This window comes from Cohaesibacter gelatinilyticus (assembly GCF_900215605.1).
In the GTDB taxonomy this organism is placed as follows: domain Bacteria; phylum Pseudomonadota; class Alphaproteobacteria; order Rhizobiales; family Cohaesibacteraceae; genus Cohaesibacter; species Cohaesibacter gelatinilyticus.
The window spans coordinates 401,865-426,021 of sequence record NZ_OBEL01000003.1; the positions used below are offsets into that span (position 1 = coordinate 401,865).

Consider the following 24,157-nt stretch of genomic DNA (forward strand, 5'->3'; position numbering starts at 1 on the left):
CAGTGTCAGGGCTGAGGGCCACAGGGCCGTTTTGGCGAAAATGTGGTTTTCGGTGTGTAGCAGCTTGTCCGGTTCAGCCTCGAAGACTAAGATTGCGCAAGGAATTCTTATTGGAGTTTTACGTTGCGAGAATTGGTATTCGGAATGATCAGTCTGACGCTCCTTTGCAGCCCCCTGGCGGCAGAAGATCAGGCGGTGGTGCTATCGGATGACGAGATCACCAAGGTGATGCAGGAAACCGGCTTTCTGATTCAGAACGATCACGATGCGCTGTTTGTTTTTGAGCCAAACGGTGCCGACGCGTTTGACGTGACCGCGAGAATGTTGGGGGCTGAAGGCGGCAAGTGTGAATCGTTTACCCATCCAAACCGTGGTTTCGAGGCCACCAGATGCATCGTAGATGGCCACGCCCTCGACACGGCTTTTTTTGGTGCCCTTGTGGCGGGCGGCGTTACATTTGGAGACTTGATGGAAGAGCTTGGCCTTTCAATCTCGGCAGAGCCATCGCCTGTGGATCAAAACGTGGAAGTGACACCCATATTGTTCCCCTGGAACCCTGAGCTGAATTCAGAGTTCATCGCGAACAAAGCGGCCATCGCGCGGGCCTGCTATCTGTGGGAGGGCGATCGGGGAACGCAGTTGCCGCCGTTGAAGCGTGCGGATTGCGGCAACGCCAAGGATGACGCAGCAGTTGTTGAAGCCAAGCTTGACGGTGAGGCCAGGATTTTGGCAGCTCGGTTTGAAGCCGAAGCAGCGAAGACCGAAGCGAAGGCCGAAGCCGAGGCAGCGCTTGCAGAGGCAATGAGAAAAAATGAGTTTATTCGAGAACTATTGACCATCGCTGAACAGTAATAGTTCTGTCAGAAACCAAAGTTTTATCTACACAGCGCCTTTGCCATCAATATTTGATCCAGAGCTCGCTTTGAATCTTGATCAGGTCGCCACTTGCATGCCTGGTTGATATCGAGCGCCGCTGCATCCAATGCACTTGCGATGACATCAATACCTTCAACCGGCATGGCGACGGTACGGTGTTCAAAAATAGGTTCGCCATCATAATCTCGATCAGCTTCATAATGTTCAACCGCTTCTTCAATGCTTCCCTCAAATTTGGGGATCACATCGTCAACACGGGCGGCATAGTCATGCACGACAACCTGAAGAGCGTTTTCTGCAAAACTGACCTCGCAGTGAAACGACCGATCGCTGTGGCGAGCAGCTTCGTGGGTCAAATAGACCGAACCCGGCGATTGCTTCATCTGCGCTACCGTTGCCGCAGCGAAATCCCCTGCCTCGAAGTGCGGTAACAACCAGGCTTTATCAACGGCAGCTCTGATATCTTTGATCACGCCATGCGGCCCGTTGGGGTAGCCGTCGTGATGTCGATAGATATCAAAGCTGTCATGTTTGTCAGAAATCGTAAGCGTTGCTCTTGTACTCATTATTGTTGGGTTTGGTTCTTGAAAATGATCACCTCACAGCATGTGCCTGTCAGTATTCCTCGGGCAGAAGGACAGTCATGATCCTTGTGGTCACTTCGGGGTCACTTGGATCAGGTGAGCCATATTCAAGGTTTCGGTCATAGGCGTCGATTTTGAACCAAACAGCCTGGCCATCAATTTCGACGCTTCCGAATTCCCTGGTGCCGTAAGGATCATTGTCCTCAGTAAAATCATCAAAGGTCTGGATTGCCTGAATGGCTCTGTTGGCCACCTCAACCGGCAAAGCCTGGAAGCCCCGGGTCAAAAGGATCTGTCCCCCAATGAATGTTTGCCGAAATTGATCGTTGAGATCACGGACACGTTGATCTGCTTCATTCAGTCTCTCATGGTCATCGTAGTTGTCACACGTTTCAGGCATCTTGGATGGGATTAAGTGCACGTAGCATAACCCTGAGCGATTTGATGGTCGAACTTTGCACAGAGATTGAGTTTGCAGTGCTCCTGAAGGCTTTGTGACCAGCCCAGAACCGCGTGACCTTGTCCGATCGCCAGCGCCTTTCAACGGTTTGCCGCTTGAGCGTTTGCCCGCTTTGATAGGCGCTTTAGCTGCGATCGGGGGTGCAAGCGGTGTCTTGTCTCTTAATCACAAATCTCATGACAACCTTTGCTACTCGGCCTCGTCCAAATTCCCGACCGCAGTCAAACATTCGTTCTGGTCGTGCCCCATTTGAATTCTATCCAACCCCGCCAGAAGCTGTTCGGGCTCTGCTTTCCGTAGAAACATTTGACGGTGACATCTGGGAACCAGCTTGCGGCGACGGCGCAATCTCCAAAGAACTGATCAAAGCAGGACACAATGTAACATCCACAGATCTGATTGACCGGGGTTTCGGTCAGGGCCGGTCAGATTTTCTTAAATCCACCCAACCTCTGGCGAAAAACATCATTACCAATCCCCCGTACGGTACACACGGCCTGGGCGATGCATTTGTCCGAAAGGCATTGATCCACTGCCAAAAGACCGGCGGGTCCGTGGCAATGCTGCTCAATCTTCGCTCTCTATGCAATCCGGATCGCACCCCGAAATTCTGTAAAACACCACCTGCTGCCATCTATGCCTTGGATGAACTGATCTGCTGGCCTGAGGGTAAGCCGACATCTTCATCAGCCCGCATTGCCAAGCAGCAATATTACTGGGCTGTCTGGAAACCGGGCCATCAGGGTGCGCCAAGATTATGGTGGCTCTCTACCAAACGCTTCAAAGACCAGTAATGCACTGGTCTTGTTCTCTTTTTCTTATAATCTCAATCACGATGACAAACACACTCACCGATTCCGAAAAAAAAATACAATCTCTTCAATCAAGCCTACTCTATCTCAAAGCCTGGAATGACAAATGTCTCCCACTGCGTTTCGTTGCATGGATTGCTTATGGTTCCGAAGATCCAATGCTGACCCTGAAACAGCTTTCGAGACGTTCCCATGCTTCGCTGCCTGAAAATAGCCGAGACTGTATTCGCGAGATGGCGAAAACACTGCTCCGCGAGCTTCATGAGATAGAGTGATAGGCGTCCATGCGCTTTGGTAGCGCCCTATCTTCTAATTCAAATCGGGAAGATTGAGAAAATAGCGCGTATAACGCTTTTCGCCAGTCTTGGTCAGAGCGCCTTTATCCACCAAGTCAGCGAGGTCCCTCGACGCTGTTGGGATGGTCGTTCCGGTGATTTGACGATAGTTCGCGGAACTCAGCCCACCCTGAAAGCCTTTTGGTTCGGCACGAAAAAGGCGAAGGAGCGCTTTTTCCTGACGAGCATTGAGCTTGCCTTTCAGTCGATCAAACATCCGAGTTTGTTCAATTAACCGGATCAGCTTGAGCTCACTATATTGCTGTGCGTCCAGCACCAATTCTCCGAACCTGACAAGAAAGTCTGTTATCTCCAGGCTGTGATTGGCGTCATGTAGGGCGTTGTAATAGCGCTTCCGATCTTTTGAAATTGTTTGGCTAAGAGCGATCAGGCTGGGTTGATCAAGGCTCTGGGCTAAAGATTTCTCCGCCAGAGCGCGCCCAACCCTGCCATTTCCATCCTCAAACGGATGAACACATACAAAATAGAAATGCGCGATCCCGGCCCGCGTCAGAGCTGGAAGATCGTCACTTCCATTGAACCACACTACGAAGGCCTGCATTTCAGCATTCATCTGATCCGATGGCGGAGCTTCATAGTGGATTTTGGGGTCGTGTATTGCCCCTGAGACTATCTGCATGGGTTCGCTGTGGCTTCTCCATTCACCAATGTGATCAACATCGCGACGACCATTCATGATCATGCGGTGCCATTCGAAAAGGGTGTCGCTGGACAAGGTATCAGCATAGGTCTGGTAGAGACTGACCATCATCTCGGCGATCCCTGCCTCTGCCGGTCCAGATCTGCGCGCGTCAGTCTTCAGGCCAAACTGACGGCGAACAGATGATTGAACGGAGTCCCGGTTGAGAATCTCCCCTTCAATGGCCGATGTCTCCAGTGCTTCACCGGTCAACCAGTCCACCTGCAATTCCAGCCGGTCAGACTCGGCCAGATGTCGCCATGTTCCGGCAAGCCTCCCTGAGCCTTGCAGAAAACGAGCCTCCAGCGGGGCCAACGCTTGAGCGTCCCACGTAAAATTCGGCCAATCCGGTAAGGTCCAAAGCCAGGTCATGATCAATAGGATGAGTTTCTATTGATCATATTTTAGTACTTTGATGATTAATAGCAAGCCGTTTTATCGCTCACCGCCGTTCTTCGTGCCGAAGCAATCTCACGCGGCCTGTAGACGATTAGGCGTTTTGGAACTCTGAGATTTGGGAGGTGAGAAATCTCGCTGATCTTTGAGACTACCGCTCGCGGGTGTCGGTCAACGGTTTGCCGCTGGCGCGTTTGCCCGTTTTGACATCCACCCTGAGGCGACCGGTGACGTCTCAGATGCTCAATATTTTCTAATCCCAAACCATCATGAGCAACACCAATAACCGGCCTCGCTACTTCGCCCATATCAAATCTGGCAAGCCAGACAAACCGATCTGGATTCGTGTCGGTGCGGCTTTCGAGAATGACAAAGGCGCTTTGAACCTTGTGCTTGACGCCAACCCGATTGACGGACGCATCTGGCTATTTCCTCCGAAAAGTGACGGACAATCGTCATCTGATGAGCCCTTCACGGCTTAACCATTTTCCGCCCGGTCTGCTCTGGCCGGGCATAATTCCTAACAAATCAAATTGACATGACTGAAACAGACAAACCGACCGCCGAGATAGAGGCGACCAACAGCCTACATCCAGTGATAATCACGTCCCTTTCGGCGGCTGACTTAGAATGCGACGGCTACGATATCTCGGAGCTGGCGCAAGATGATCTCAAGAGAATCGCATCCAACATGCACGATGCTTACCTAGATCAGCGATTTTGGCCGGATCTTATGTACTTTGCTGACGAATTTGGCCTGAAACGACTTTGAACGCCCAACAGTAATGCCGGTCCAAACAACGCGGCAATTTCCAGCGTTAGCGCCAGAAAGACTGGCATGAGCCATTCTGTGTCATAACCATGCAAGCCAAAGGCCTGAAGCGTTTTGACTGTACGGCTGGCAAAGGTCGAAGCGGGGCGACTAGTCTCCAGTTTGCTCAGTTGGCCTCGCACTTCCTTGATCCGCACTTCCAAATCTTGGGCTTCTTCCTTCAACTTTTCAGCAATCACACCGCAACCGCCACGGTCACATTCTCGCACGTGTTGTGCCCAAGTCTGTGACGCACGTGATTCCAGCCGCTCAAGTTCAGCTTGCAACCTGACCAATTGCCGTTGCCGTACCGATTGATCTATCTGCGTTTCGGTTCCCAGAATCAGTGCGGAAGAGATAACCGACATGCTGGATATGACCGACGCTGGAGCCAGCCCAAGGGCAATAAACAGCGCCAGAATCCGGGCTGGTCGTGATGCTCTGATTGACCTGCTCAAAGCAAGCGCCATCAGCATAGGTCGCAGACCATCCAGTCCCATGAACCCGATGGTAAATGCCAAACGGAACGTCGAGTCTTCGGTCAAGTTCCAAGCGAACCCAGCATTGATGATCATCAATGCTCCAACAAGGCACGCCGACACCAACCACGCAGCGATCATTGCCAACCAACTTTTGTCTGCAACTCTCTCCACCAGCTCTTCATTGGGCAAAGAAACAGAGCTATCCGTATCAAGCAGCGGTATTTGGCAAGGAGCGGGTTCCTGCGTTGACGTCTTTTGCCAGCATTTTTGATCCCGAGAGTAAGAAATCACACCCTGCCGTTTGAGATGCTGCAAGATCGGTCGTGCTGCCTCGTTTAGCATCAAGTCTGGCCAGGGCTGTTTTGTCATCTGGCACAATAGGTCATCACGAGAAAAAGTATCAGAGAGATCGGCCAAGATCATACGCAACCAGGTGTCACCAACCGAAACGCCCTTTATGGTGAGGGAGAGGTTTTTCATTCTGCCCTCCCTCAAATCCGACCCCGGCGGCGAAGCCAGGTGATCTGTTTATTGTTGAGTTCTGCGAGATCTGTAATCGTCTCTGGAATTTTGACGATCCCGTTCACCGTTCGTCCGAGCGGGGCGCTCCAATCGAACACCTTCCCCTCCAGATCAACCTCACGCAGTGTTTCTTGGGCTTTCAATGCTCCACGGTGGCCAGCTTCGTCCCGATCAAACAGAATCATCACAGCCGTCACACCACAGTGATTGGCAAATTCCTTCAGTTTTAAGGCTTGAGCCTGTGACAATGATGCCCCGAAACTGCCGACAACATTCCGCAGTCCCGCATCAAAGGCACGGGCCACATCAAACGGACCTTCGGTCAGCGTAATATGACCACATTCACGGGTTTGCGCTTCAGCATCCTCATGCAGCCACAGGATTTCTTGGGCGTACAATTCCTCTGACTTATGAAACCCTTCGTAGAAAAGATATTTGGGTTCTTGGCCGTCTTTTGCGGCGCGGCCAACATGAGACAGTATCACCCGTGTGAGTTCACCTTCTGATTTGGGTGTGACTCGTGCATCCGCCACCTGAAACACGATCCGGCCTTTCAATGGCGATCGGCCTTGCGGGAGATAGCCGATGCCTAACAGAGCGCATGTTTCTTCACTGACGCCACGCTCTTCCAGCATTTCATGAGAGGTGCAGAGCTTGATCAAGTCCTGGCGAATGGGCTTGTTTTCAACGGTTTCCGTTTGTGACGGCTGTGATGACGCTGGTTCAATCGTTTGACGCACTCGTGATCGGGTTTTGTGGTGAGCAGCCTTAGTTGGCGATCGCTCAGCAGTGCATGACGCCCAGCCTCGATCCAGGAGAAAGTGCCCAGCTTCAAAGCAATTGCACCCTTCGAGCTTCTGGACGAGCTCAATTGCGCCACCACCTTCACCAATCGAAAAGTCATACCAGAGGCCACCCGGCCCCATGTGAAAGCTCGGCGTCTTTTCTTCGTGGAATGGGGATAAAGCCCACCAGTCGTGATCCTTACTCTTGCCCTCAGCCTTACGTAGGCCCAGACCGGCAAACAGAGCTTGCCAATCAACCGAGGCTCGGATTTCATCCAGATGCGCCGGTGTCAAACGAACGTGGTTTGTATCGATGTGTTTCATGGAAAAGTTTGTGCAGAACATGCTCCCGTTTCGACAGGGACAGAGTTCCGTCAGTCAGCACGCTTCGATGGCTGCGGAGATCATCGAAATGTGTCCTTCAAGCGTAGCTCAGTTGATCCAGTTGCCAAGATTTTCGCGGCTTTGTGCAATGGTAAAAGCCATCCAACCGGATCGGCGGGCAGAGCCCAAATGACGTCGCTGCGTTGACCGGCAAAGCCGAGTTTTTCCTCATAGCGGACGCAGAGTGAACGGCATGGCCGAAAGGGGCGCACTGCGCCCGCAAGTTTGCATGATCGCACAAACACGGGCAAAGCCCGAGTCTGACGACATGCAACTTGCCAAAGGGGTGCCCTTGGAACCCCTCAAAACGCGACATCTACTGAAAAGACTAGACATAAACGAATGGGCATTGCGTTTGGTAGCTTTTAATATCACGTTAAAACGAACATCTCTTAATTGAAGCCAGCACGCAATACACGTATTGATGATTCCATAATTTTCCGCTATTTTCCCAGATGCTATCGGTTCGAGAGAATGGAAGAACGATGGATTCTGACATTATGACGATGAAAGAGGTCGCCGAGTACCTCAAAATCAATGAAAAAACGGCTTACCGTCTGGCGTCTGAGGGAAAGCTGCCAGGATTTAAGGTAGGAGGATCGTGGCGTTTTCGGAAGCAAGACATTGATAAATGGATAGAAGAACAGCGAGGCGACACGGATGCATAGCACTTTTTTCGAAGAGCCGATCCTGAACTCTCCATATGAAGAACCCAGTCGCCATCACGCTTTGGATGATGAAGGGCAACCGACCGAACTGCCACCAATCGATGGGCGTCGTCCTTCTGCCCACATTTCTCCCGTGCCAAAGCCACGAAAACGCCGATCTAAGAAAACCGAAGAGGAGCAACAGTCCCTGGGGCTATATGTAGCGGACGGGATTTCCTCTGAAGATCAAGAGTACAACCCAACGCCTATCATCAATGATATACGGTTGCAGTTAAAACTCTGGCGTTCGATACCAAATTCGCAAGACTGGGGTGTGACACCGGCAACGGCACGACTGCTGCAGCATTGGCGCAGTCACGAGTTCCAGGGTATCAAACCGTTTTTCTGCCAGGTCGAAGCGGTGGAAACAATTATCTGGCTCACCGAAGTCGCCAAGAAAAACAAATCTTACAAACGGATTTGGGCGCACCTAGAAAACGGTAATGCGGGGGCGAACCCCAATCTTATGCGTCTGGCCATGAAAATGGCAACAGGTGCGGGCAAGACAACTGTCATGGCCATGATCATTGCTTGGCAGACGATCAATGCAGTGCGCTCACCAACCAGCAAGTTGTATACCCGTGGTTTTCTGATCGTCGCACCTGGCATCACAATTAAGGATAGGCTTCGCGTGCTCCAGCCGAGCGATCCAGATAGCTATTACGAAAGCCGTGAGCTCGTTCCTGCCGATATGCTACCCGATTTGGGAAAAGCAAAAATCGTCATCACCAACTATCATGCGTTCCAGCTTCGCGAACTCCTGGAGGCGAATAAGACGACCCGCTCTCTTTTGCAAGGACGGCATGCTCCCATTCAAAGCAAAGAGACAGAAGGTCAGATGGTACGGCGGGTTGCCGATGAGCTAATGGGCATCAAGAACATCGTTGTGATCAACGACGAAGCCCATCATTGCTATCGTGAGAAGCCCGAAAGCGAAGAAGAAAAATTAACAGGCGATGAAAGAAAAGAGGCCGAAGAAAACAACAAGGCCGCCCGTCTTTGGATCAATGGTATTGAAGCCTTCAAAAGAAAGCTGGGCGTTGGGGCTGTTTATGACCTTTCCGCCACACCGTTCTTTTTGGCCGGATCCGGGTGGGCTGAAGGCACACTCTTCCCCTGGACTGTCAGCGATTTTTCTCTTATGGACGCTATTGAATGCGGGATTGTCAAACTGCCTCGTATCCCAGTGGATGATAACATTCCCGGCGAAGAAATGCCTATCTTCCGTAATCTTTGGGATCATATCGGTAAGAAAATGCCGAAGAAGGGCGGGCTGACGGTCAATCCGCGAACCGCACTTCCTGACCCCCTCCAGACGGCTTTGCAGTCGCTTTACGGCCACTATGAAAAGGTCAACACTGAATGGGATAAAGCGGGCATTGATGTGCCACCGGTCTTTATCGTCGTTTGCAATAATACGACCACTTCCAAACTGGTTTATGAGTGGATTTCAGGCTGGCAACGCCCAAACGAAGACGATGAACTGGTGACGCAACACCGGGGGCATCTGTCTTTATTCAGCAATTTTGACCAATATGACGAGCCGCTGGCAAAGCCAAATACACTGCTCATTGATAGCCAACAGATCGAGAGCGGTGAATTGGACAAGAACTTCCGAGCGATGGCCGCGTCGGAAATTGAGACTTTCAAACGCGAGCGCAAACAACGCGGTGAGCATGGAGATATTTCAGATGCCGAGTTGCTACGCGAAGTAATGAACACTGTCGGCAAGAAAGATCGTTTGGGTGAGCAAATCCGTTGCGTTGTATCCGTCTCCATGCTGACGGAAGGTTGGGATACAAACACCGTTACGCATATTCTCGGTGTAAGAGCTTTTGGCACCCAGCTTCTGTGTGAACAGGTCGTTGGCAGGGGCTTGCGTCGTTTGAGCTATGAGTTGAATGCGGACGGTCTGTTTGATAGCGAATATGCTGACATTTTGGGCATCCCGTTCAACTTCACCGCCAAGCCGGTAGTTGCTCCTCCAAAAGCGCCGAAGAAAACAATCCATGTTAAAGCGCTGAGAGAGCGTGAGGCACTGGAAATAAGGTTCCCGCGTGTCATCGGCTATCGCGTCGATTTGCCGGAGGAACGACTGAAGGCCGAATTCACCGACGAGTCATCCTATGTCATCGATCATGAAAAGGTCGGCGCCAGTCAGACCGATATGTCCGGAATTGTCGGAGAAGGCCATACGCTGTCACTGAGAGAAGCACAAAACCTGCGCCCCAGTACTATAGCTATGAACCTTGCGAAAGAAGTTTTGAATAGGCATTTCCTCGATCAGGATGGTGAGCCTAAATACCATTTATTTGGCCAAATCAAAACCATCTGCCGTCGGTGGATTGATGAGGGTTATCTGAGGTGCCCAGGGGATACAGAACCCTGGATGCTAAGCTTCTATCCCGAAATCGCAGCACAAGCATGTGAGAAAATCGTCATGGCTATTGTTCGGGCTGGTGATGGAAACCACAAGGTTAAAGCGGTCATTGATCCCTATAATCCGGAAGGCTCTACCCGGCATGTCAGCTTTTCTACGACTAAGGATGTTCGTGAGACGGACCCGCGATGCTGCCATGTGAACTATGTTGTGAGCGACAGCGACTGGGAAGCAGAGTTTGCCCGTGTCGCCGAGAAGCATGATCGCGTTTTGGCTTATGTGAAGAACCAGGGCTTGGGCTTTGCGGTCCCCTATAAGGATGGCGATGTCGCCCGCGAATACTACCCCGACTTCATCGTCCAAGTGGATGACGGAAATGGCCCTGAAAATCCTTTAAGCATCATTGTCGAGATCAAGGGTTTCAAAAATGAGCAGGTGAAGCTCAAAAAAGAAACCATGACTGAGAAATGGGTGCCCGGCGTAAACGCTTTAGGTAGCTATGGCCGTTGGGTGTTCGATCAGTTTGATAGTGTTTTCGAAATCGATCAGGAATTTCGCGAGCTGATTGAACGGGCATTCGCGACGTCAAATGGGAAGGAAGTCGCATGACGCAAATTGCCGACCTCACAAGATTGGGAGATGAGTTTGTTTTTCATTTCGGTGGAGAGCTCCATCGGATCAATGCTGAGACATTTGCCAATTCTCTGTTGGAACTTTCCGGTGCACTAAAAGAAGTAAATCGCATCGTAAATCCTGAGTTCGAGGTCGAGGTCTATATTGATGCGCTTGGCGAGGGCTCCTTCCGTGCAAGAATTAAGACACTTACAAAGAAGGCTGCACCTCTTCTCGATGGCGTTCCCAAAGCCTTGCTTGTCAGCCTACTAGCCGCATTCATCTACGAGAAGATTTTTGCAGAAAAAGCTGAGGTCAACATTATCGTCAACGACGATTCCTATATCGTTGAAGCAGGAGATCAAAGGGTAGTGCTTCCTAAGGAGGCGGAAGAGCCAAAGAGGAAGATCGCAAAGAACCCCGAAATTGAAAAACGCATTTCTAGAGCCTTCAAAATCCTGGAAGCTGATCAGGAAATCAAAAATTTTGGAATTACGGAAAACTTGGAGGACGAGGAGCCCTTGATTGAGTTTCCACGTTCAGATTTTCCTCGCTTGTCAGAAGTTAGAGAGATTATCGTCACAGAGGAAGAGCGCCGCCGACAGAAGGAAGAGCAGGCTAGCTTGCTTATCATCCGCGCGATTTTCGAGCGGGGTATGAGGAAGTGGCAATTCGTGTGGCGTGACGGGATCAAGATTTCAGCCCCAATCCTTGACGAGACCTTTTACGACAAACTCGTCAGCCATGAGTACGTCATTGGTACTGGAGATACGCTTCAGGTGATTTTGAGAATTCATCAGTATAAAGACGAAATGAGCGGCGCTTGGATCAACGAAAACTATGAGGTTCTCGAAGTTCTTGGTCATACGCCGGGACTGCATCAACATGCAATTTTTGGAAATGGGGGTCCTGGCAATGGCAAGAAGAACGTCTAAAAAAGGCCCAAAGCAGGTTGAAGCGCTCAAACACGATGCGGCAAGCAGGAAAAATATTCCAACTGCCGAGCATGCGTCTATCGCCGAACGGATGGAAGAAATCAATCCGTTCGAGCCGGTTACCTATGAACGTGCCACGCCTCTAGCAGAGGGCGAGACACGAGATCGGGATGGAGATTTGGACCCGCAGATTATTTGGCAGGGAACTGAACTTCGGCTGACTTCCGAGCAAATCGAAACGCTGAAAGCGGGCGGCAAGGTGGAGCTTGGCGAGGCACAACTGGTTTGGCGCGGTAAGGATCGGCAGGATTGGTCTGATCTGGTGGTGCAGGCTCCGCCCATCTATGTGCAGGAAAAGATCCATCCCAAGCACATCATCGAAGATCTGAAGAGACAGACAAAAGAACGTCGGGATGCAGAAACTGATGCGCCGAACATGTTCGACATGTTTGGTGATTTCAACGGACTAGACCCGGAAGCCAAGACCGAGTTTTACCAACACGACCAGCATTGGCAAAACCGCATGATCTTGGGCGACAGCTTGCAGGTCATGGCAAGTTTGGCCGAACGGGAGAATCTACGCGGCAAAGTCCAATGCATCTATTTCGATCCACCCTATGGCATCAAGTTTAATTCCAACTGGCAGGTCTCAACGCGCAGTCGCGTTGTGAAGGACGGCAAGCTGGATCAAATCACACGTGAGCCGGAACAGGTCAAAGCCTTTCGTGATACGTGGAAAGACGGCATTCATTCCTATCTCACCTATCTCCGCGATCGTCTAACCGCCATGCGCGATTTGTTGACGGAAAGCGGCAGCATCTTTGTTCAAATTGGCGATGAGAATGTGCACCGGGTCCGCGCATTGATGGATGAAGTGTTTGGCGAAGAGAATAGCATTACGGAGATACTGGTAAAGAAGAAAGGCGGGCAAAAAGGTCGATTTTTGGACCCGGTAAATGACTTCATCCTTTGGTATGGGAAAGATAAGACCATTACGAAGTCACACCAGCTCTATACAGCTTTTGATGACGATTCTGAAATTGCGCGTGATTTCAGGTTGGTTGATCTTGGTAGGGCTAGCTACAGCTCAATTATAAAATTAGGTAAGGAACGTGACAAGGGAAGCTTTTATAGAGTTAAACCACTGCAAATTCAGGAAGATTTTACTGGGGCAAAACTATTCAAATCCGAGAACTTTACGGGAGGTAAACCTGGGAAATCGCAAGCACAGAAGTTCAATTTCTGTGGACGAGAATTTGATCCGGGTCTTGTAAAAGGTCTCGGATGGAAGCACTCAACGTTTGTTGAAGATGGTATTCTAAGCGGCATGCAACGATTGGCCATCGCAGGAAGGGTTTACATTGGTAGAGATCAAATTGGCTACGTTAGGTATTTCAATGATTTTGGAATGCAGCCGATATCAAACTGGTGGGATGGATTCGGCGGTGCGTCAAACCCAGTCTATGTTGTCCAGACAAACACGGAAATAATAAAGCGATGCATATTGCTCGCAACAAGTCCTGGTGATTTGGTGCTCGATCCAACTTGCGGTTCTGGTTCAACTGCTTATGCGGCGGAACAATGGGGGCGACGTTGGATTACAATTGACACAAGTCGTGTCGCACTAGCCTTGACCAGGACCCGCCTCATGAGTGCTCGTTTCCCCTATTACCTTCTTGCCGATAGCGAAGAAGGATTAGAGAAAGAAAGCCAAATTTCGGGCGCTCTACAATCAAAGCAATCAATTCTAAACGATTTGCGACAAGGATTTGTTCTTGAGCGCAAGAACTACATCACGTCAACGGTTATCGCCAACAATGCCGAAATCGATGTGATCTGGGAAAAGTGGCAAGAAGCTCTAGAGCCGCTCCGCAAAGAACTTAACGACATTCTAGATAAAGATTGGCAGGAATGGGAAGTCCCGCGCGAAGCGGATGCAAGTTGGTCCGACAATATTGCAGCTGTCCATGCCCGTTGGTGGGAAGCCCGCATAGCACGCCAGAAAGAAATCGACAAATCCATCGCGCAGAAGGCAGATGTGGAGTATCTCCATGACCGACCTTATGAGGATACGTCCAAGGTCCGCGTTGCTGGCCCATTTACGGTCGAGAATCTTTCTCCGCATCGCGTGATATCCGCTGACGATTATGAGTTGATTGATGATTTGAACGCGCTGGACGGCAAGCGTGCCCGCACTGATGCACCCGCGCAGGATTTTGCCGCGATGGTGCTGGAGAACCTGAAATCTGCTGGTGTCCATCAATCCGACAAGAAAGATCGGATCAATTTCACGGCAATGGAAGGCTGGCCAGGCGAATACATCGCCGCCACAGGCATCTATGAGCAGAATGAACAGTCAAAAAAAGCGGCTATCTTTATCGGTCCGGAATTCGGTTCAATTACTCGCTCCGACCTGATGGCCGCTGCGCGCGAGGCCAACGATGCCCGTTTCGACGTGTTGATTGCTTGTGGCTTCAACTTCGATGCCCATTCCTCTGAAGTGAACAAGCTGGGACCGCTACCGATCCTAAAAGCCAAGATGAATCCCGATCTTCATATGGCGGATGACCTAAAGAATACGGGTGCGGGCAATCTGTTCGTCGTGTTTGGAGAACCCGATGTTGAATGGGATTTCAATGAGGACGGCGATATCGTGGTTGAAGTACTGGGCATTGACGTATTTGACCCCAAAACGGACGAAATCCGAGCTTCAGGTAAGAACGATATCGCTGCCTGGTTCATTGACACTGACTATAACGAAGAAAGCTTCTTTGTCCGCCACGCCTATTTCCTTGGTGCGAACGATCCTTACAAGCAGCTTAAAACCAGCCTGAAAGCGGAGATTGACAGGCAAGCCTGGGAAACGCTCTATCGCGACACATCCCGCCCCTTCGAACGTCCTTCAACCGGTCGCTTCGCAGTCAAGGTTATCAACCACTTCGGCGATGAAGTGATGAAAGTTTTCGGGGTTTAGGAGGTACTATGAATTTTCTTATCTCTGATACATTTCAGGCGGCCCTGGCAAAGCTTGCGAACGATGAGCAAAAAGCGGTTAAGCTGACCGTCTTCGATTTGCAACAGGACCCATCAAATCCGGGTTTCAAATTTCACCGCATCGACAAGTCAAAAGACCCGAATTTCTGGTCTGTGCGAGTGAACCGCGACATCCGTCTTATTATCCATAAAACTCAATCCAGTTTTCTGATTGCCTATGTCGATCACCACGACGATGCCTATAAATGGGCAGAACGCAGACGAATTGACACGCATCCGCGCACTGGAGCGGCTCAAATTGTTGAAGTGCGCGAACGCATCGAAGAAATTGAGACCCCTCAGCAGCATTATCTCCCAGATATCGAACCAGAAGACGATATCGTTTACGAAGAATCCCCCGCATCGCCGTTCTTCGAACTTGATGAGGAAGCGCTTCTCGATATAGGGGTGCCGCAAGACTGGCTCGGAGATGTGCGACAGGCAAACGAGGATCAGTTTCTTGAACTCGCCGATCACATACCCGCCGAAGCGGCCGAAGCGCTTCTGGAATTTGCCGTCACTGGGAAGCTGATCGTACCTTCTAGGCAAGTCCCTGATGACCCATTTGCCCATCCGGACGCCCAGCGGCGTTTCCGCATTATGGAAAATGCGGAAGAATTGGAAAGGGCTCTGAACTATCCTTGGGATAAATGGGCAATCTATCTTCACCCTGATCAACGGCAGCTGGTGACGCGCAACTATGCTGGTCCCACCCGTATCTCAGGCTCAGCAGGAACAGGAAAAACAGTCGTTGCTCTTCACAGAGCTGCACACATTTTACGACAGAAAGCAGATGCAAAACTTCTGCTAACGACCTTTTCCAGCCCGCTTTCCAATGCACTGGAACACAAGCTAAAGCTATTGATGGACAACGATAAATATCTTGACCATCGGGTTTCAGTAAGACCCTTCGATGGTGTCGCAAAAGAGCTTTTTACGCTGATAAACGGGCATGACCCCAAATTGGCGAGCCTGGAACATGTTAGTGAAGCCATTATGAAGGCGTCAAACGAATTGGGGCTTTCAGGTTTCACAGATCGTTTTTTGATGTCTGAATGGCGTTATGTCATCGACGCCTGGCAAATTGACAGCCTTGAAGCCTATGCCAATGTGCCACGACTTGGGCGGAAAAACAGATTGGGAAGCAAACAACGGGAACGACTCTGGCCTGTGTTTGGTCGTGCCCGAGAGATTCTACGCAGCCAATTGCGATACACACCCGCAACAGTGTTTGGTGAAGTCGCTGCCTATTACAAGAACCGGGATGCTAAACCATTCTCTCACATCATCGTGGACGAAGCCCAGGATTTGGGTGTTCCCGAACTCAAAATGATTTCGGCTATCGCTCCTGACGATCCTGAGGCACTATTTTTCGCGGGCGACTTAGGCCAGCGCATCTTTCAGGAACCATTTTCTTGGCTCGGTCTAGGAATCGATATTCGCGGAAGATCGCATACGCTGAAAGTCAATTATCGAACATCTCATCAAATTCGGCAGGCCGCCGATAAACTATTGCCGCAGATTGTGCGGGACGTGGACGGAATTGAAGAAGATCGGCGTGGCACCGTATCGGTTTTCAATGGGCCCAAACCCGATATACTTATCCATGCATCGGAAGAGGACGAGGTAAAAGCCATCGGCGCTACGATCTTACAGGCGATCGATGAAGGTATTCTACCAGAGGATATTGGCGTTTTTGTCCGTTCTGATAACGAACTGGTGCGCGCTCGTATGGCTGTGAGAGAGGCCAGCCAAACACAGTTGGAGTTATCAAACCGAGTTGAAAATCGTACAGGGCGTATCGCCATAGGCTCCATGCACTTGGCAAAGGGGCTTGAGTTCCGACGTGTCATTGTCATGGCCTGCGACGATGAAGTCCTACCTGATCAAGATCGCATTGATATGGTTGCTGATGAGGTGGAACTGGATGAAGTCTATGACACCGAGCGCCATCTATTTTATGTCGCCTGTACGCGCGCGAGGGAAAAACTGATTGTCTCCGGCATTAAACCAGCATCCGAGTTTTTTGCAGATTTGAAAGAACCATAGTCTGTCAATCTAAGGCCAATCTCAGTTTTTTGTGAGCTTTGAGTTGGAACGTCCTTCATCTGGGATCAACCGCAAAAGATTGTTTGTTACTACGTTGTTATAGAAGCGATTGACAGAACTCCGTCCCTGTTATTGATCTGATGTCTGCACAAAATTTGCCGAGAACAATCACCTCGGTAAAATTGGTGCAGAAATATGAAAGATCCCCAAGCTGGTATCGGGAAGACGATGTCGCAAGGATTGCGGCTGTCTTCTGATGCTGCCCACCAAAAAGAACTCGCTAAAGAAGCCAATCGGACGCGATATCGTCGTGACTATTGGCAAAAGTGGAACAAGCGCAAAAAGCGCGTTTTCGGCACAATCACGAATGCTGAATTTGCCGACCTGCAAGCCCGTGCCGAGATTTCTGGGCGTTCTGTCTGGGGGCAGGTCTGGGCAGAAGCCTGTGCCTACCGACGTAGTGAACGTGTTCTCACGCTTGATGAGATGGAACAGCAGCGATTGCTTGTCTCAGAACTTCGCCGGATTGGCAACAATGTCAATCAGCTTGCCCGACTGGGGCACATTGAAGCCAGAAAGCACGGCGGGCTGCAAGCTCCCTCTGGCGATCGCATTGGCGCAGAGGCGTTGCGGCAATTCACCCGTCTAGAGAAGCTGATCACTCGATTTGCCGATGGCACGACGATCAGTGTTTCGTTGGCTGGAAACCAGGAGGCGGGGTGCCATGATCATTAAATCCATGGCACGGAAGGCCCCGACATTTGGCCAGCTCATCGGGTACATTGGCCGTGATGCCGAAGATCAGGAACCATTCGCACACAACCTCTATCATGCCGGAATCAATACCGGTTGGGTTGAAGCGCAGTTTCAGGAAAATTACCGCAAGCTGCCCTCCCGGCAGAATGGCAATGCTCTTTATCACGAAATTCTGGCATTGGAGCCGCAACCGCATTTGAGTTCCCAGCAGGTGTCTGAGCGGCTCCGGAATATCGCCCAGGTCTATTGCGATGCGCGAGCACCCGGTCACCTGGTGTGGGGCAAAACCCATCATGATACGAGCTTCCCACATGTGCATCTGATGATCTCATCCAATGCTGTGAACTCAGACCGACGTCGGCGCTTGACAAAGAAGCAGTTTGCAGAAGCGCAACGCGCCACAGAAATCTATGCTCGTGAGCATTTCCCTGAGCTCAATCTGAAGCCGGTTTACGCACGATCCTCCCCCGTCGAAATAGTCAAGAAACCTCGGTCGGAAAGTGAGATGGAACGTCGTACTGGGGAGCCAAGCCGCAAACAGATTGTGGCTGCCATGGTGCGGGACTGTCTGAGCCGATCGAATAGTCCAGAACAGCTGTCGCTTAATCTTCAGGAAAAGGGACTTTGCCTACATCAGCGCGGTCAAAATTGGAGCATAGAAGACCAGCAAAGCACCAAACGATACCGGTTACGGACATTGGGTTTGACCACAGCTTTCGTGAACTGGCGTGATCGCCAGGCCGAAAACAAATCCCCAAAACCGAAGAGGGTCAATCACATCGTCAAAGATCCACGCCGCGCTGAGCTCGAACGTTTAGCGGTTAAACGTCTGAAAGATTTTGAACGCGAGCATGAAGAGGACCGAGAACGATGATATCCAAATTCAATAAAAAACTGGCTCTCGTTATCGTGGTGGTAGCGCTGCTGCCGGTTCTACCAAGCTTGATCGCAGTGTTGTCACCAGTTGCTGTTCTAATTCTCGTATTTGCGGGAATTGCGGGGTTTTCCCCACTACGCCGCTTTGCTTTCGGTATCGTCGGCGGGATTGCAGATATCGTTTCCTCAATCCTTACAGGACTGGGACGCGGATTGGGCCTTAGCCTCGGTTGGCTGTTCACTGGCGGTGAAAAATCCGCCAAATTCATGGGTCGGTTTGAACAAGCACGGCTGCTCGGTCGCCGCAATCAGGGCATCCTGATTGATGGAAAGTCATCGAGGCTGTCAGAAAATGCCAGTTATGAGAGCGTGCTGATCCAGGGTGGAATGGGTAGGGGCAAGACATCGACCTATGTTGTTCCCAACCTTTTGCTTCCACCTGCGCATCTGCCGAGCTTTGTTGTCACCGATACCTCCGGCGAAATCTACCAAAACACTTCGGGTTATTTGGAGCGTCGTGGGTATCAAGTTCGTGTGTTGAACCTGATGGATCCAAGTCGGTCGGAAACATATAACCCTCTGGCCAAAGCTAAATCACCCCAGCAGATTGCTGAGTTGGCCAAGACCCTTGTGCGCTCATCAAGTGGCAGAAGTGGGCAAATGGCAAATGACCCTTTCTGGGAACAGGCTGCCGAAAAACTAATCCGCATCATGGCTCAGTGCCTGCACAATCAACCGGATGCTCAATACCGCAATCTTGCGAACCTTCGACATCTAATAACCGGTTTTGATGCCCACGTTGCCCCCAATGGGCAGCTAGGTAAGATTGATGACTTTGTGTTGGCAGCAACCAGATCCGACCAAAGCACTTATCAGGCCTACAAAGCCTTTGTTCAGGGCAACCTGAAAACCATCCAATCCGTTCTGATGAGCGCAGATGTGGCGATGGATCCGGTAGCCACCCCGGAAATGGCGGCTCTGACGGCCACCAATTCTTTTGACTTCGACGAATTGCGGCAACAGCCCGCAGTGATCTATGTGGTCGTCAACCAGACACAAATGGAGCTTTATGCCTTCCTGCTAAACCTGTTTTATGCGGATCTTTTCCGCTCTCTCCTGAGAAACCAGAAGAATCCCGGCAAGCCGGTTTACCTGTTTCTCGATGAATTTGGTCATCTCTCAATCCCAGGATTTGAAGTCTTTGGTACAACGGCTAGAAAATACAAGGTGGCCTTTACGCTGTTCCTGCAATCTATGGCGCAGCTTGACAGCCGCTACGGAGCCCTTGGAGCAAGAACGATTCAAGAAGCCCTGGCAACCGAAATCTACCTCCCAGGCATGGCGCTTGATACGGCGAGGTCCTTGGAGGCCAGACTTGGGAGGACTGCCAAAGCGCCCCTTATGGCCGCCAATGATCTGATCCGAATGAAGGACAATGAGGCATTGCTGCTGCAATCCAACAACTTGCCAGTCATCCTGAAAACCAAACGATACTTCCAACGAGCAGATTTGCGCCGTCGCTCCAGCTTGTCGCCTGCTCAATTGCCGAACGCTCCAGGTGGACAACCACCCGTGATCAAACTCTAACATTGGAGACGTCCATGCCAGAAAACCTCATCGAAATGGCAGAAGAGGAAGGCTTCAAACAAGGCTGGAGTGATTGCCTCGCTGGAGCAGCTAAAATGCCGTTCCCTGACATTGGTTTCAGTTTACTCGAACCTGGTTATGTAAAGCACTTTAATGCCGCCTACTACGATGCCTACGAGACCGCTCGCGAAGAGCAAAGACGCCGTGCGGCCTTGGAAGCGCGCCGGAGCCACGAGCAATCCGAACAGCGAGAACGCTGACATGATGGAACAACATGGATGTCGGAGCGGCTTTGAAGATGGAAAAGCTGATGCGGCAGCTGGGAAACGCCAAAGCCCAAGACCGACCATTGCGCATAGCTTGCTGTCATCCAATTATCTGTCTGCTTATTTGATCAGCTACAGAAAAGGATATGCCCATCAGATACGGGAAAATCGCGAAGTGAGAAAACAAGCCACGGTTAAAAAGGAAATGAATGCCTTACTCCAAAAGGAAATGGGCATGTTGCGTGCAGATCTTCAAAAGAGCCGCTCTGCTGAAAGGACTCATTACCAGAACCGCCATGATCATCAAGCTGACTTGGAGCGATAGCTTTGACTGAATGAGAGCTTGCCAATACCATTGCCAAACATGGAGAACCCACCAAAATGGCAGCCATTAACGGTCAAAGACCTTGATGAAATTCGCCAGGATCTTGTCAAAGACGCACCCAAAATTAAACTGGCGAGGACGTTTCTAACAATGACAGGCGGAGCAGCGAAGGCCAACTTGAATCCTGAACTTTTGTTGCGGTGCGGCGAACAGCTCTCCGACCCCGAAGCCCTTCTTTCTAGTCTGAACATCCTCATTTGGCAAAATCAGCGTAGGAAGAAAGGAGCTTTTCGCCAGTTTCTTAAGACTTAACCCCTTTGCATCTCATGAATAGAAGAAAACCCAACAACTCCAGGCAGAGCCTCGGGGTGGCTTTGTTGCGGGTATCGACGGACAGGCAGTTCCAGGAGGGAGAGTCAATTGAAACTCAGCGAAGAAAGACCGAATTTGTCGCTCGGCGTGATGGCATCGATATCGTTCGTTTCTTCACCGAGCATTATTCGGGCCGGAAAAGTGACCGGCGGGTGCTGGATGATCTGTTCGACTTTCTTGAAGAGAATGACGATATCGAAGTCGTAATTGTTGGCGACATTGATCGTTTCACCCGCGGTGGCACCGAGACCTATCTCGCCTTGAAACGCCAATTGCGGTCCATGGATGTCGCTTTGCTGGATACCACCGGGATCATTCAACCTGAACGGAACCGGTTGGAGCATCTCGGCGTCGAATATGGCTGGTCGGTGGAATCCCCCAGCCACTTTGCAGAAGTTTTCATGGCGGAAAAAGCCAAGACAGAGGCCTCCGATATCTTGACCCGGACCATCGGTCAGCAAATCCAGCTGACCCGCGAAGGATATCAATGCCGGGGAGCCAATTTCGGTTTCAGAAATGCCAAGATCACCACTGGAGACGGAAAAAAGAAGACCATCATGGTGCCTCATGAGATTGAAGCGCCGTGGATCATCAAGATGTATGAATTACGAGCCGATGGCTCATGGGCGGATGATGCCATATGCGAGGCCATCAATGCCATGGGCTATCAGTCCCGCCCTATGAATATCTATGACAAGGAAACAAGGCGGGTTATTGGTCAGACCAAGCCGAAACATTTGACCCCAAAGCAACTTGAGAGATTTGTCTCGCGAACCATCTATTGTGGAGTCAAATGTGAGAGCTGGAACCAGGGCAAACCGGTCAAGGCTCCCATCGAGCCTCTGGTTAGCATTTCTCTCTTCAATCAGGCCAACCGAGGCAAGGTTCAAATCAAAGAACATCGGGATGGTTCCTTGTCGATTGAAGAAAACCGTCTCAGTTACACCAAAACCCGCCACAATGCAGACTTCCTCCTTCGTCATGTGGTCCTTTGCCATGAATGCGGCAAACCGGTTGTGGCATCCAGATCCAAGGGGAAGTCAGGTAACTATTTCGGCTACTATCATTGCAATCGTGGTCATAAGCATTGGGGCGTGAACAAGGCCGAGTTCGAACAGACAATTGCCAACTACTTGAAAAGCTTGCAAGCCAAGCCGGGATTTTTGCCTCTGTTTCGGGAGGTCGTGCGGGATGTCTGGATCCAGAAGAACCGTTCTTTCGAAGAAGACCGGAAACTAATTGAGACCCATGTTAATGACCTGAAGGATCGGCAAAATTCCATCCTTGATCGAATTATTGCCTGTACAACTGAGATTGCGCAGACTCGGCTGGAGGCAGAACTTGAACAGCTTGAAGTGACCATCAAGGAAACCAGAAAGAAACTCAATTCAAAACAGCTTCGGGAAGATCAGATTGATGCATTTTTCGAGATTGCAAAAAAGCGGATGGAACACCCCGAAGAGACCGTCTTTTCCTCAGCAACAAAGCCGCAATTGGAGAAAAACTGGTCCTTTATCTTTGCACAATCACCAAGCTACCAGAATTTACTCGATGGAACACCACAATTGACGCTCCTGTACCGGCTTAACCGGGATGGTGGAGCTGACAAAAACCTGTTGGCTGGGCAACTGTCCCTTGGATGGAACACCTTTGAACAGCAAGTTATCTCTTTCCTGGAATAGGCTTTTCCATAGGTCGAAATCAGCCCCATTTTGGCCAAAAGCTCAGACAATATCTGGAATTATGGTGAAATAGCATTTGATAATTCTTACGAACAAAAATCACAGAAACCGGTTCCAAATACACTGCGTTTGGTGGGGAACTAATCCCGCCCGTCATTGCGATGCATTTCAAAAGCGTCTTTCGAAATCCCGTAAAGAATATCGAGCAGCTCTGTTATTTCTTCGTCTGAATAATTCCGGGCAACCATGCCCAACATGCGCCGGGCACCCTTGATTGAGATACGCTGTTTGATCGGGTCGTGATCGTCCTCGCCACCAGCCGGTTGTTCCATTTGTGTTGATGTTTGTCTTGGCTTGCTTTGGTCTGAATTTTATCAGGCAGTGCAATGCTGTGCAACAAACTGGCCTTTGTAGAAATTGACCTAACATCAGGCATTTGTAGCAGGAGAATATGGGTAGATTAGGTGAGTTTGGCATGTTGGTAGCGAAATGAAGCGTACTGTGCGCTCTGGGGTGAGGGCGGACTGCTCAAACGCAATAGTGGCATGCAAAAAGGCGAGACTGATCCCGCCTTCAATCGCATTTTCTGCTCCAATATCAGATATTTTGAGCCATAGTTTGGGTCATGGTGCGACCAACCTGGGCCAGGAAAGAACGCAGCCGGGAGCCGTCAACCCCGACAACATGAACCTGACCATCACTAGCAATGCGTGACAAAGTGGCTTTGTTGGCATCCGTTCCGTAGGCAACGGTCATGACATCAGCGAGTTCATGCAGCTTTTGGATCTTTTCCTCAGAGGCGTTTGCCTGACCGTCTGACATCTTGATTACAAAAGGTCTCAGATAATGCCAGCCTTCCGGATTTGGTCGGTTGTGAAAATCTTCGATCTCAGTCGCCGCCATATCGATCGGAGCATCAAAATTGGTGCCATTGCTGGCCTGAAGCACGGGTGCGACAAGAGTTTCTGCCGATTCAGCTGAGCAGATCAGACGGGCAGAGCTGTCAAACTCGATGATAGAAACCTTGAACCCACCCTTATTCACCTGATTGGCCAGTTCTGCGATGAAGTCAGCAACTGCTGCGTTGAGTTCATCAATCTTGCCCAACAAAGCCATGGAAGACGATGAATCGAGCAGCAAGAGAACCAACTGCTTCACATTGGATGCGACCCCAGTTGGCAGAGACTTGCGTTTAATGACATTAAGTACCGGAAGTGCAGGTTCCGCTTGATCGGAAGCTGGTGCCGTCACAGTGGCCGGAGCCGTTGCATCCTGATTAGCCAAAGGCAGTGTCTTTGTCGTTCCCTGATTTTGGGAGCCATTATTGGGGAAGATATTGATTGTCATCGCAAGGTATCCTTTTTGTTAGCGCGTTGAAGACAATCGATCCCTAACCCGGATTGTAAAAGAAAGATCGGGACGTAACTACG

Annotated in this window: 21 protein-coding genes; 14 read left to right on the forward strand and 7 right to left on the reverse strand. The window is 50.5% G+C overall.

The annotated features are described in order from the left end of the window. Positions 1-144 precede the first annotated feature (144 nt). Positions 145-852 carry a hypothetical protein gene (locus tag CRO57_RS15785; RefSeq protein ID WP_097154421.1) on the forward strand — a complete coding sequence of 236 codons (708 nt, stop codon included), beginning with the start codon at positions 145-147 and terminating at the stop codon, positions 850-852. Between the two features lie 23 nt (positions 853-875). Here CRO57_RS15785 and CRO57_RS15790 read toward each other — a convergent pair whose 3' ends face one another. Both CRO57_RS15790 and CRO57_RS15795 read right to left on the reverse strand, forming a co-directional pair. After that, positions 876-1,349 (reverse strand): hypothetical protein, encoded by a 474-nt coding sequence (locus CRO57_RS15790; RefSeq protein ID WP_141401262.1) that lies wholly within the window; start codon positions 1,347-1,349, stop codon positions 876-878. Positions 1,350-1,491: 142 nt separating this feature from the next. Further along, a complete protein-coding gene (locus CRO57_RS15795) occupies positions 1,492-1,746 on the reverse strand; it encodes a DUF3768 domain-containing protein (RefSeq protein WP_244580117.1) in 255 nt (84 codons plus the stop codon). 350 nt (positions 1,747-2,096) lie between these two features. Between CRO57_RS15795 and CRO57_RS15800 the strand changes: the two genes are divergently transcribed. After that, on the forward strand, positions 2,097-2,714 hold the full coding sequence (locus tag CRO57_RS15800) for a hypothetical protein (protein WP_210200888.1): 618 nt from the start codon (positions 2,097-2,099) through the stop codon (positions 2,712-2,714). A 327-nt stretch (positions 2,715-3,041) separates the two neighbouring features. On the opposite strand, the gene CRO57_RS15810 is transcribed toward CRO57_RS15800, so the two are convergent. Next, the gene (locus tag CRO57_RS15810) at positions 3,042-4,139 is read right to left on the reverse strand and encodes a Fic family protein (RefSeq protein ID WP_097154425.1); all 1,098 of its coding nucleotides are present in this window, start codon (positions 4,137-4,139) and stop codon (positions 3,042-3,044) included. Between the two features lie 293 nt (positions 4,140-4,432). On the opposite strand from CRO57_RS15810, the gene CRO57_RS15815 reads away from it, so the two are divergent. Further along, positions 4,433-4,645, forward strand: coding sequence for a hypothetical protein (locus CRO57_RS15815; protein ID WP_097154426.1), 213 nt, complete (start codon positions 4,433-4,435; stop codon positions 4,643-4,645). Positions 4,646-4,874: 229 nt separating this feature from the next. On the opposite strand, the gene CRO57_RS15820 is transcribed toward CRO57_RS15815, so the two are convergent. Next, entirely contained in the window at positions 4,875-5,936 is a 1,062-nt protein-coding gene (locus CRO57_RS15820; RefSeq protein WP_097154427.1) for a hypothetical protein, read from the reverse strand. Positions 5,937-5,947: 11 nt separating this feature from the next. Continuing rightward, complete coding sequence (locus tag CRO57_RS15825) at positions 5,948-7,087, reverse strand: toprim domain-containing protein (protein ID WP_170956130.1); 1,140 nt, start codon at positions 7,085-7,087, stop codon at positions 5,948-5,950. A gap of 545 nt (positions 7,088-7,632) precedes the next feature. Between CRO57_RS15825 and mads1 the strand changes: the two genes are divergently transcribed. The 11 genes from mads1 (at position 7,633) to CRO57_RS15890 (ending at position 22,727) form a co-directional block, all read left to right on the forward strand. Beyond that, the gene (gene mads1, locus CRO57_RS15835) at positions 7,633-7,815 is read left to right on the forward strand and encodes a methylation-associated defense system helix-turn-helix domain-containing protein MAD1 (protein ID WP_097154430.1); all 183 of its coding nucleotides are present in this window, start codon (positions 7,633-7,635) and stop codon (positions 7,813-7,815) included. Continuing rightward, positions 7,808-10,843 carry a BPTD_3080 family restriction endonuclease gene (locus CRO57_RS15840; protein WP_097154431.1) on the forward strand — a complete coding sequence of 1,012 codons (3,036 nt, stop codon included), beginning with the start codon at positions 7,808-7,810 and terminating at the stop codon, positions 10,841-10,843. The genes mads1 and CRO57_RS15840 overlap by 8 nt, the downstream gene beginning before the upstream one ends. Next, on the forward strand, positions 10,840-11,781 hold the full coding sequence (locus CRO57_RS15845; RefSeq protein ID WP_097154432.1) for an LAPAL motif-containing putative phage structural protein: 942 nt from the start codon (positions 10,840-10,842) through the stop codon (positions 11,779-11,781). Before CRO57_RS15840 ends, CRO57_RS15845 begins: the two co-directional genes overlap by 4 nt. A 346-nt stretch (positions 11,782-12,127) precedes the next feature. After that, positions 12,128-14,755 carry a site-specific DNA-methyltransferase gene (locus CRO57_RS15850; RefSeq protein ID WP_244580118.1) on the forward strand — a complete coding sequence of 876 codons (2,628 nt, stop codon included), beginning with the start codon at positions 12,128-12,130 and terminating at the stop codon, positions 14,753-14,755. An 8-nt stretch (positions 14,756-14,763) separates the two neighbouring features. Beyond that, positions 14,764-16,863: a 3'-5' exonuclease gene (locus CRO57_RS15855; RefSeq protein ID WP_097154434.1), complete on the forward strand. Its 2,100-nt coding sequence runs from the start codon at positions 14,764-14,766 to the stop codon at positions 16,861-16,863. A 195-nt stretch (positions 16,864-17,058) separates the two neighbouring features. Continuing rightward, entirely contained in the window at positions 17,059-17,598 is a 540-nt protein-coding gene (mobC, locus tag CRO57_RS15860; RefSeq protein ID WP_097154435.1) for a plasmid mobilization relaxosome protein MobC, read from the forward strand. Next, positions 17,588-18,493, forward strand: coding sequence for a relaxase/mobilization nuclease domain-containing protein (locus CRO57_RS15865; RefSeq protein ID WP_170956131.1), 906 nt, complete (start codon positions 17,588-17,590; stop codon positions 18,491-18,493). Before mobC ends, CRO57_RS15865 begins: the two co-directional genes overlap by 11 nt. Beyond that, a complete protein-coding gene (locus tag CRO57_RS15870) occupies positions 18,490-20,082 on the forward strand; it encodes a type IV secretory system conjugative DNA transfer family protein (RefSeq protein WP_097154437.1) in 1,593 nt (530 codons plus the stop codon). Before CRO57_RS15865 ends, CRO57_RS15870 begins: the two co-directional genes overlap by 4 nt. A 14-nt stretch (positions 20,083-20,096) precedes the next feature. Continuing rightward, positions 20,097-20,342: a hypothetical protein gene (locus CRO57_RS15875; RefSeq protein WP_097154438.1), complete on the forward strand. Its 246-nt coding sequence runs from the start codon at positions 20,097-20,099 to the stop codon at positions 20,340-20,342. Between the two features lies 1 nt (position 20,343). After that, complete coding sequence (locus CRO57_RS15880) at positions 20,344-20,673, forward strand: hypothetical protein (RefSeq protein ID WP_097154439.1); 330 nt, start codon at positions 20,344-20,346, stop codon at positions 20,671-20,673. 377 nt (positions 20,674-21,050) lie between these two features. Further along, positions 21,051-22,727, forward strand: a complete 1,677-nt coding sequence (locus CRO57_RS15890; RefSeq protein WP_170956132.1) for a recombinase family protein — start codon at positions 21,051-21,053, stop codon at positions 22,725-22,727. Positions 22,728-22,867: 140 nt separating this feature from the next. On the opposite strand, the gene CRO57_RS15895 is transcribed toward CRO57_RS15890, so the two are convergent. Beyond that, positions 22,868-23,059 (reverse strand): hypothetical protein, encoded by a 192-nt coding sequence (locus CRO57_RS15895; RefSeq protein ID WP_097154442.1) that lies wholly within the window; start codon positions 23,057-23,059, stop codon positions 22,868-22,870. A gap of 265 nt (positions 23,060-23,324) precedes the next feature. Continuing rightward, the gene (locus CRO57_RS15900) at positions 23,325-24,074 is read right to left on the reverse strand and encodes a vWA domain-containing protein (protein ID WP_097154443.1); all 750 of its coding nucleotides are present in this window, start codon (positions 24,072-24,074) and stop codon (positions 23,325-23,327) included. Positions 24,075-24,157 lie beyond the last annotated feature (83 nt).

What these genes read in the sequence shown, in the direction of transcription:
- CRO57_RS15785 (WP_097154421.1), top strand. Translation starts at nt 145, where the DNA reads ATGATCAGTCTGACGCTCCTTTGCAGCCCCCTGGCGGCAGAAGATCAG.
- CRO57_RS15800 (WP_210200888.1), top strand. Translation starts at nt 2,097, where the DNA reads ATGACAACCTTTGCTACTCGGCCTCGTCCAAATTCCCGACCGCAGTCA.
- CRO57_RS15810 (WP_097154425.1), bottom strand. Translation starts at nt 4,139, where the DNA reads ATGACCTGGCTTTGGACCTTACCGGATTGGCCGAATTTTACGTGGGAC.
- CRO57_RS15815 (WP_097154426.1), top strand. Translation starts at nt 4,433, where the DNA reads ATGAGCAACACCAATAACCGGCCTCGCTACTTCGCCCATATCAAATCT.
- CRO57_RS15820 (WP_097154427.1), bottom strand. Translation starts at nt 5,936, where the DNA reads ATGAAAAACCTCTCCCTCACCATAAAGGGCGTTTCGGTTGGTGACACC.
- CRO57_RS15825 (WP_170956130.1), bottom strand. Translation starts at nt 7,087, where the DNA reads ATGAAACACATCGATACAAACCACGTTCGTTTGACACCGGCGCATCTG.
- mads1 (WP_097154430.1), top strand. Translation starts at nt 7,633, where the DNA reads ATGGATTCTGACATTATGACGATGAAAGAGGTCGCCGAGTACCTCAAA.
- CRO57_RS15840 (WP_097154431.1), top strand. Translation starts at nt 7,808, where the DNA reads ATGCATAGCACTTTTTTCGAAGAGCCGATCCTGAACTCTCCATATGAA.
- CRO57_RS15845 (WP_097154432.1), top strand. Translation starts at nt 10,840, where the DNA reads ATGACGCAAATTGCCGACCTCACAAGATTGGGAGATGAGTTTGTTTTT.
- CRO57_RS15855 (WP_097154434.1), top strand. Translation starts at nt 14,764, where the DNA reads ATGAATTTTCTTATCTCTGATACATTTCAGGCGGCCCTGGCAAAGCTT.
- mobC (WP_097154435.1), top strand. Translation starts at nt 17,059, where the DNA reads ATGAAAGATCCCCAAGCTGGTATCGGGAAGACGATGTCGCAAGGATTG.
- CRO57_RS15865 (WP_170956131.1), top strand. Translation starts at nt 17,588, where the DNA reads ATGATCATTAAATCCATGGCACGGAAGGCCCCGACATTTGGCCAGCTC.
- CRO57_RS15870 (WP_097154437.1), top strand. Translation starts at nt 18,490, where the DNA reads ATGATATCCAAATTCAATAAAAAACTGGCTCTCGTTATCGTGGTGGTA.
- CRO57_RS15875 (WP_097154438.1), top strand. Translation starts at nt 20,097, where the DNA reads ATGCCAGAAAACCTCATCGAAATGGCAGAAGAGGAAGGCTTCAAACAA.
- CRO57_RS15880 (WP_097154439.1), top strand. Translation starts at nt 20,344, where the DNA reads ATGATGGAACAACATGGATGTCGGAGCGGCTTTGAAGATGGAAAAGCT.
- CRO57_RS15895 (WP_097154442.1), bottom strand. Translation starts at nt 23,059, where the DNA reads ATGGAACAACCGGCTGGTGGCGAGGACGATCACGACCCGATCAAACAG.
- CRO57_RS15900 (WP_097154443.1), bottom strand. Translation starts at nt 24,074, where the DNA reads ATGACAATCAATATCTTCCCCAATAATGGCTCCCAAAATCAGGGAACG.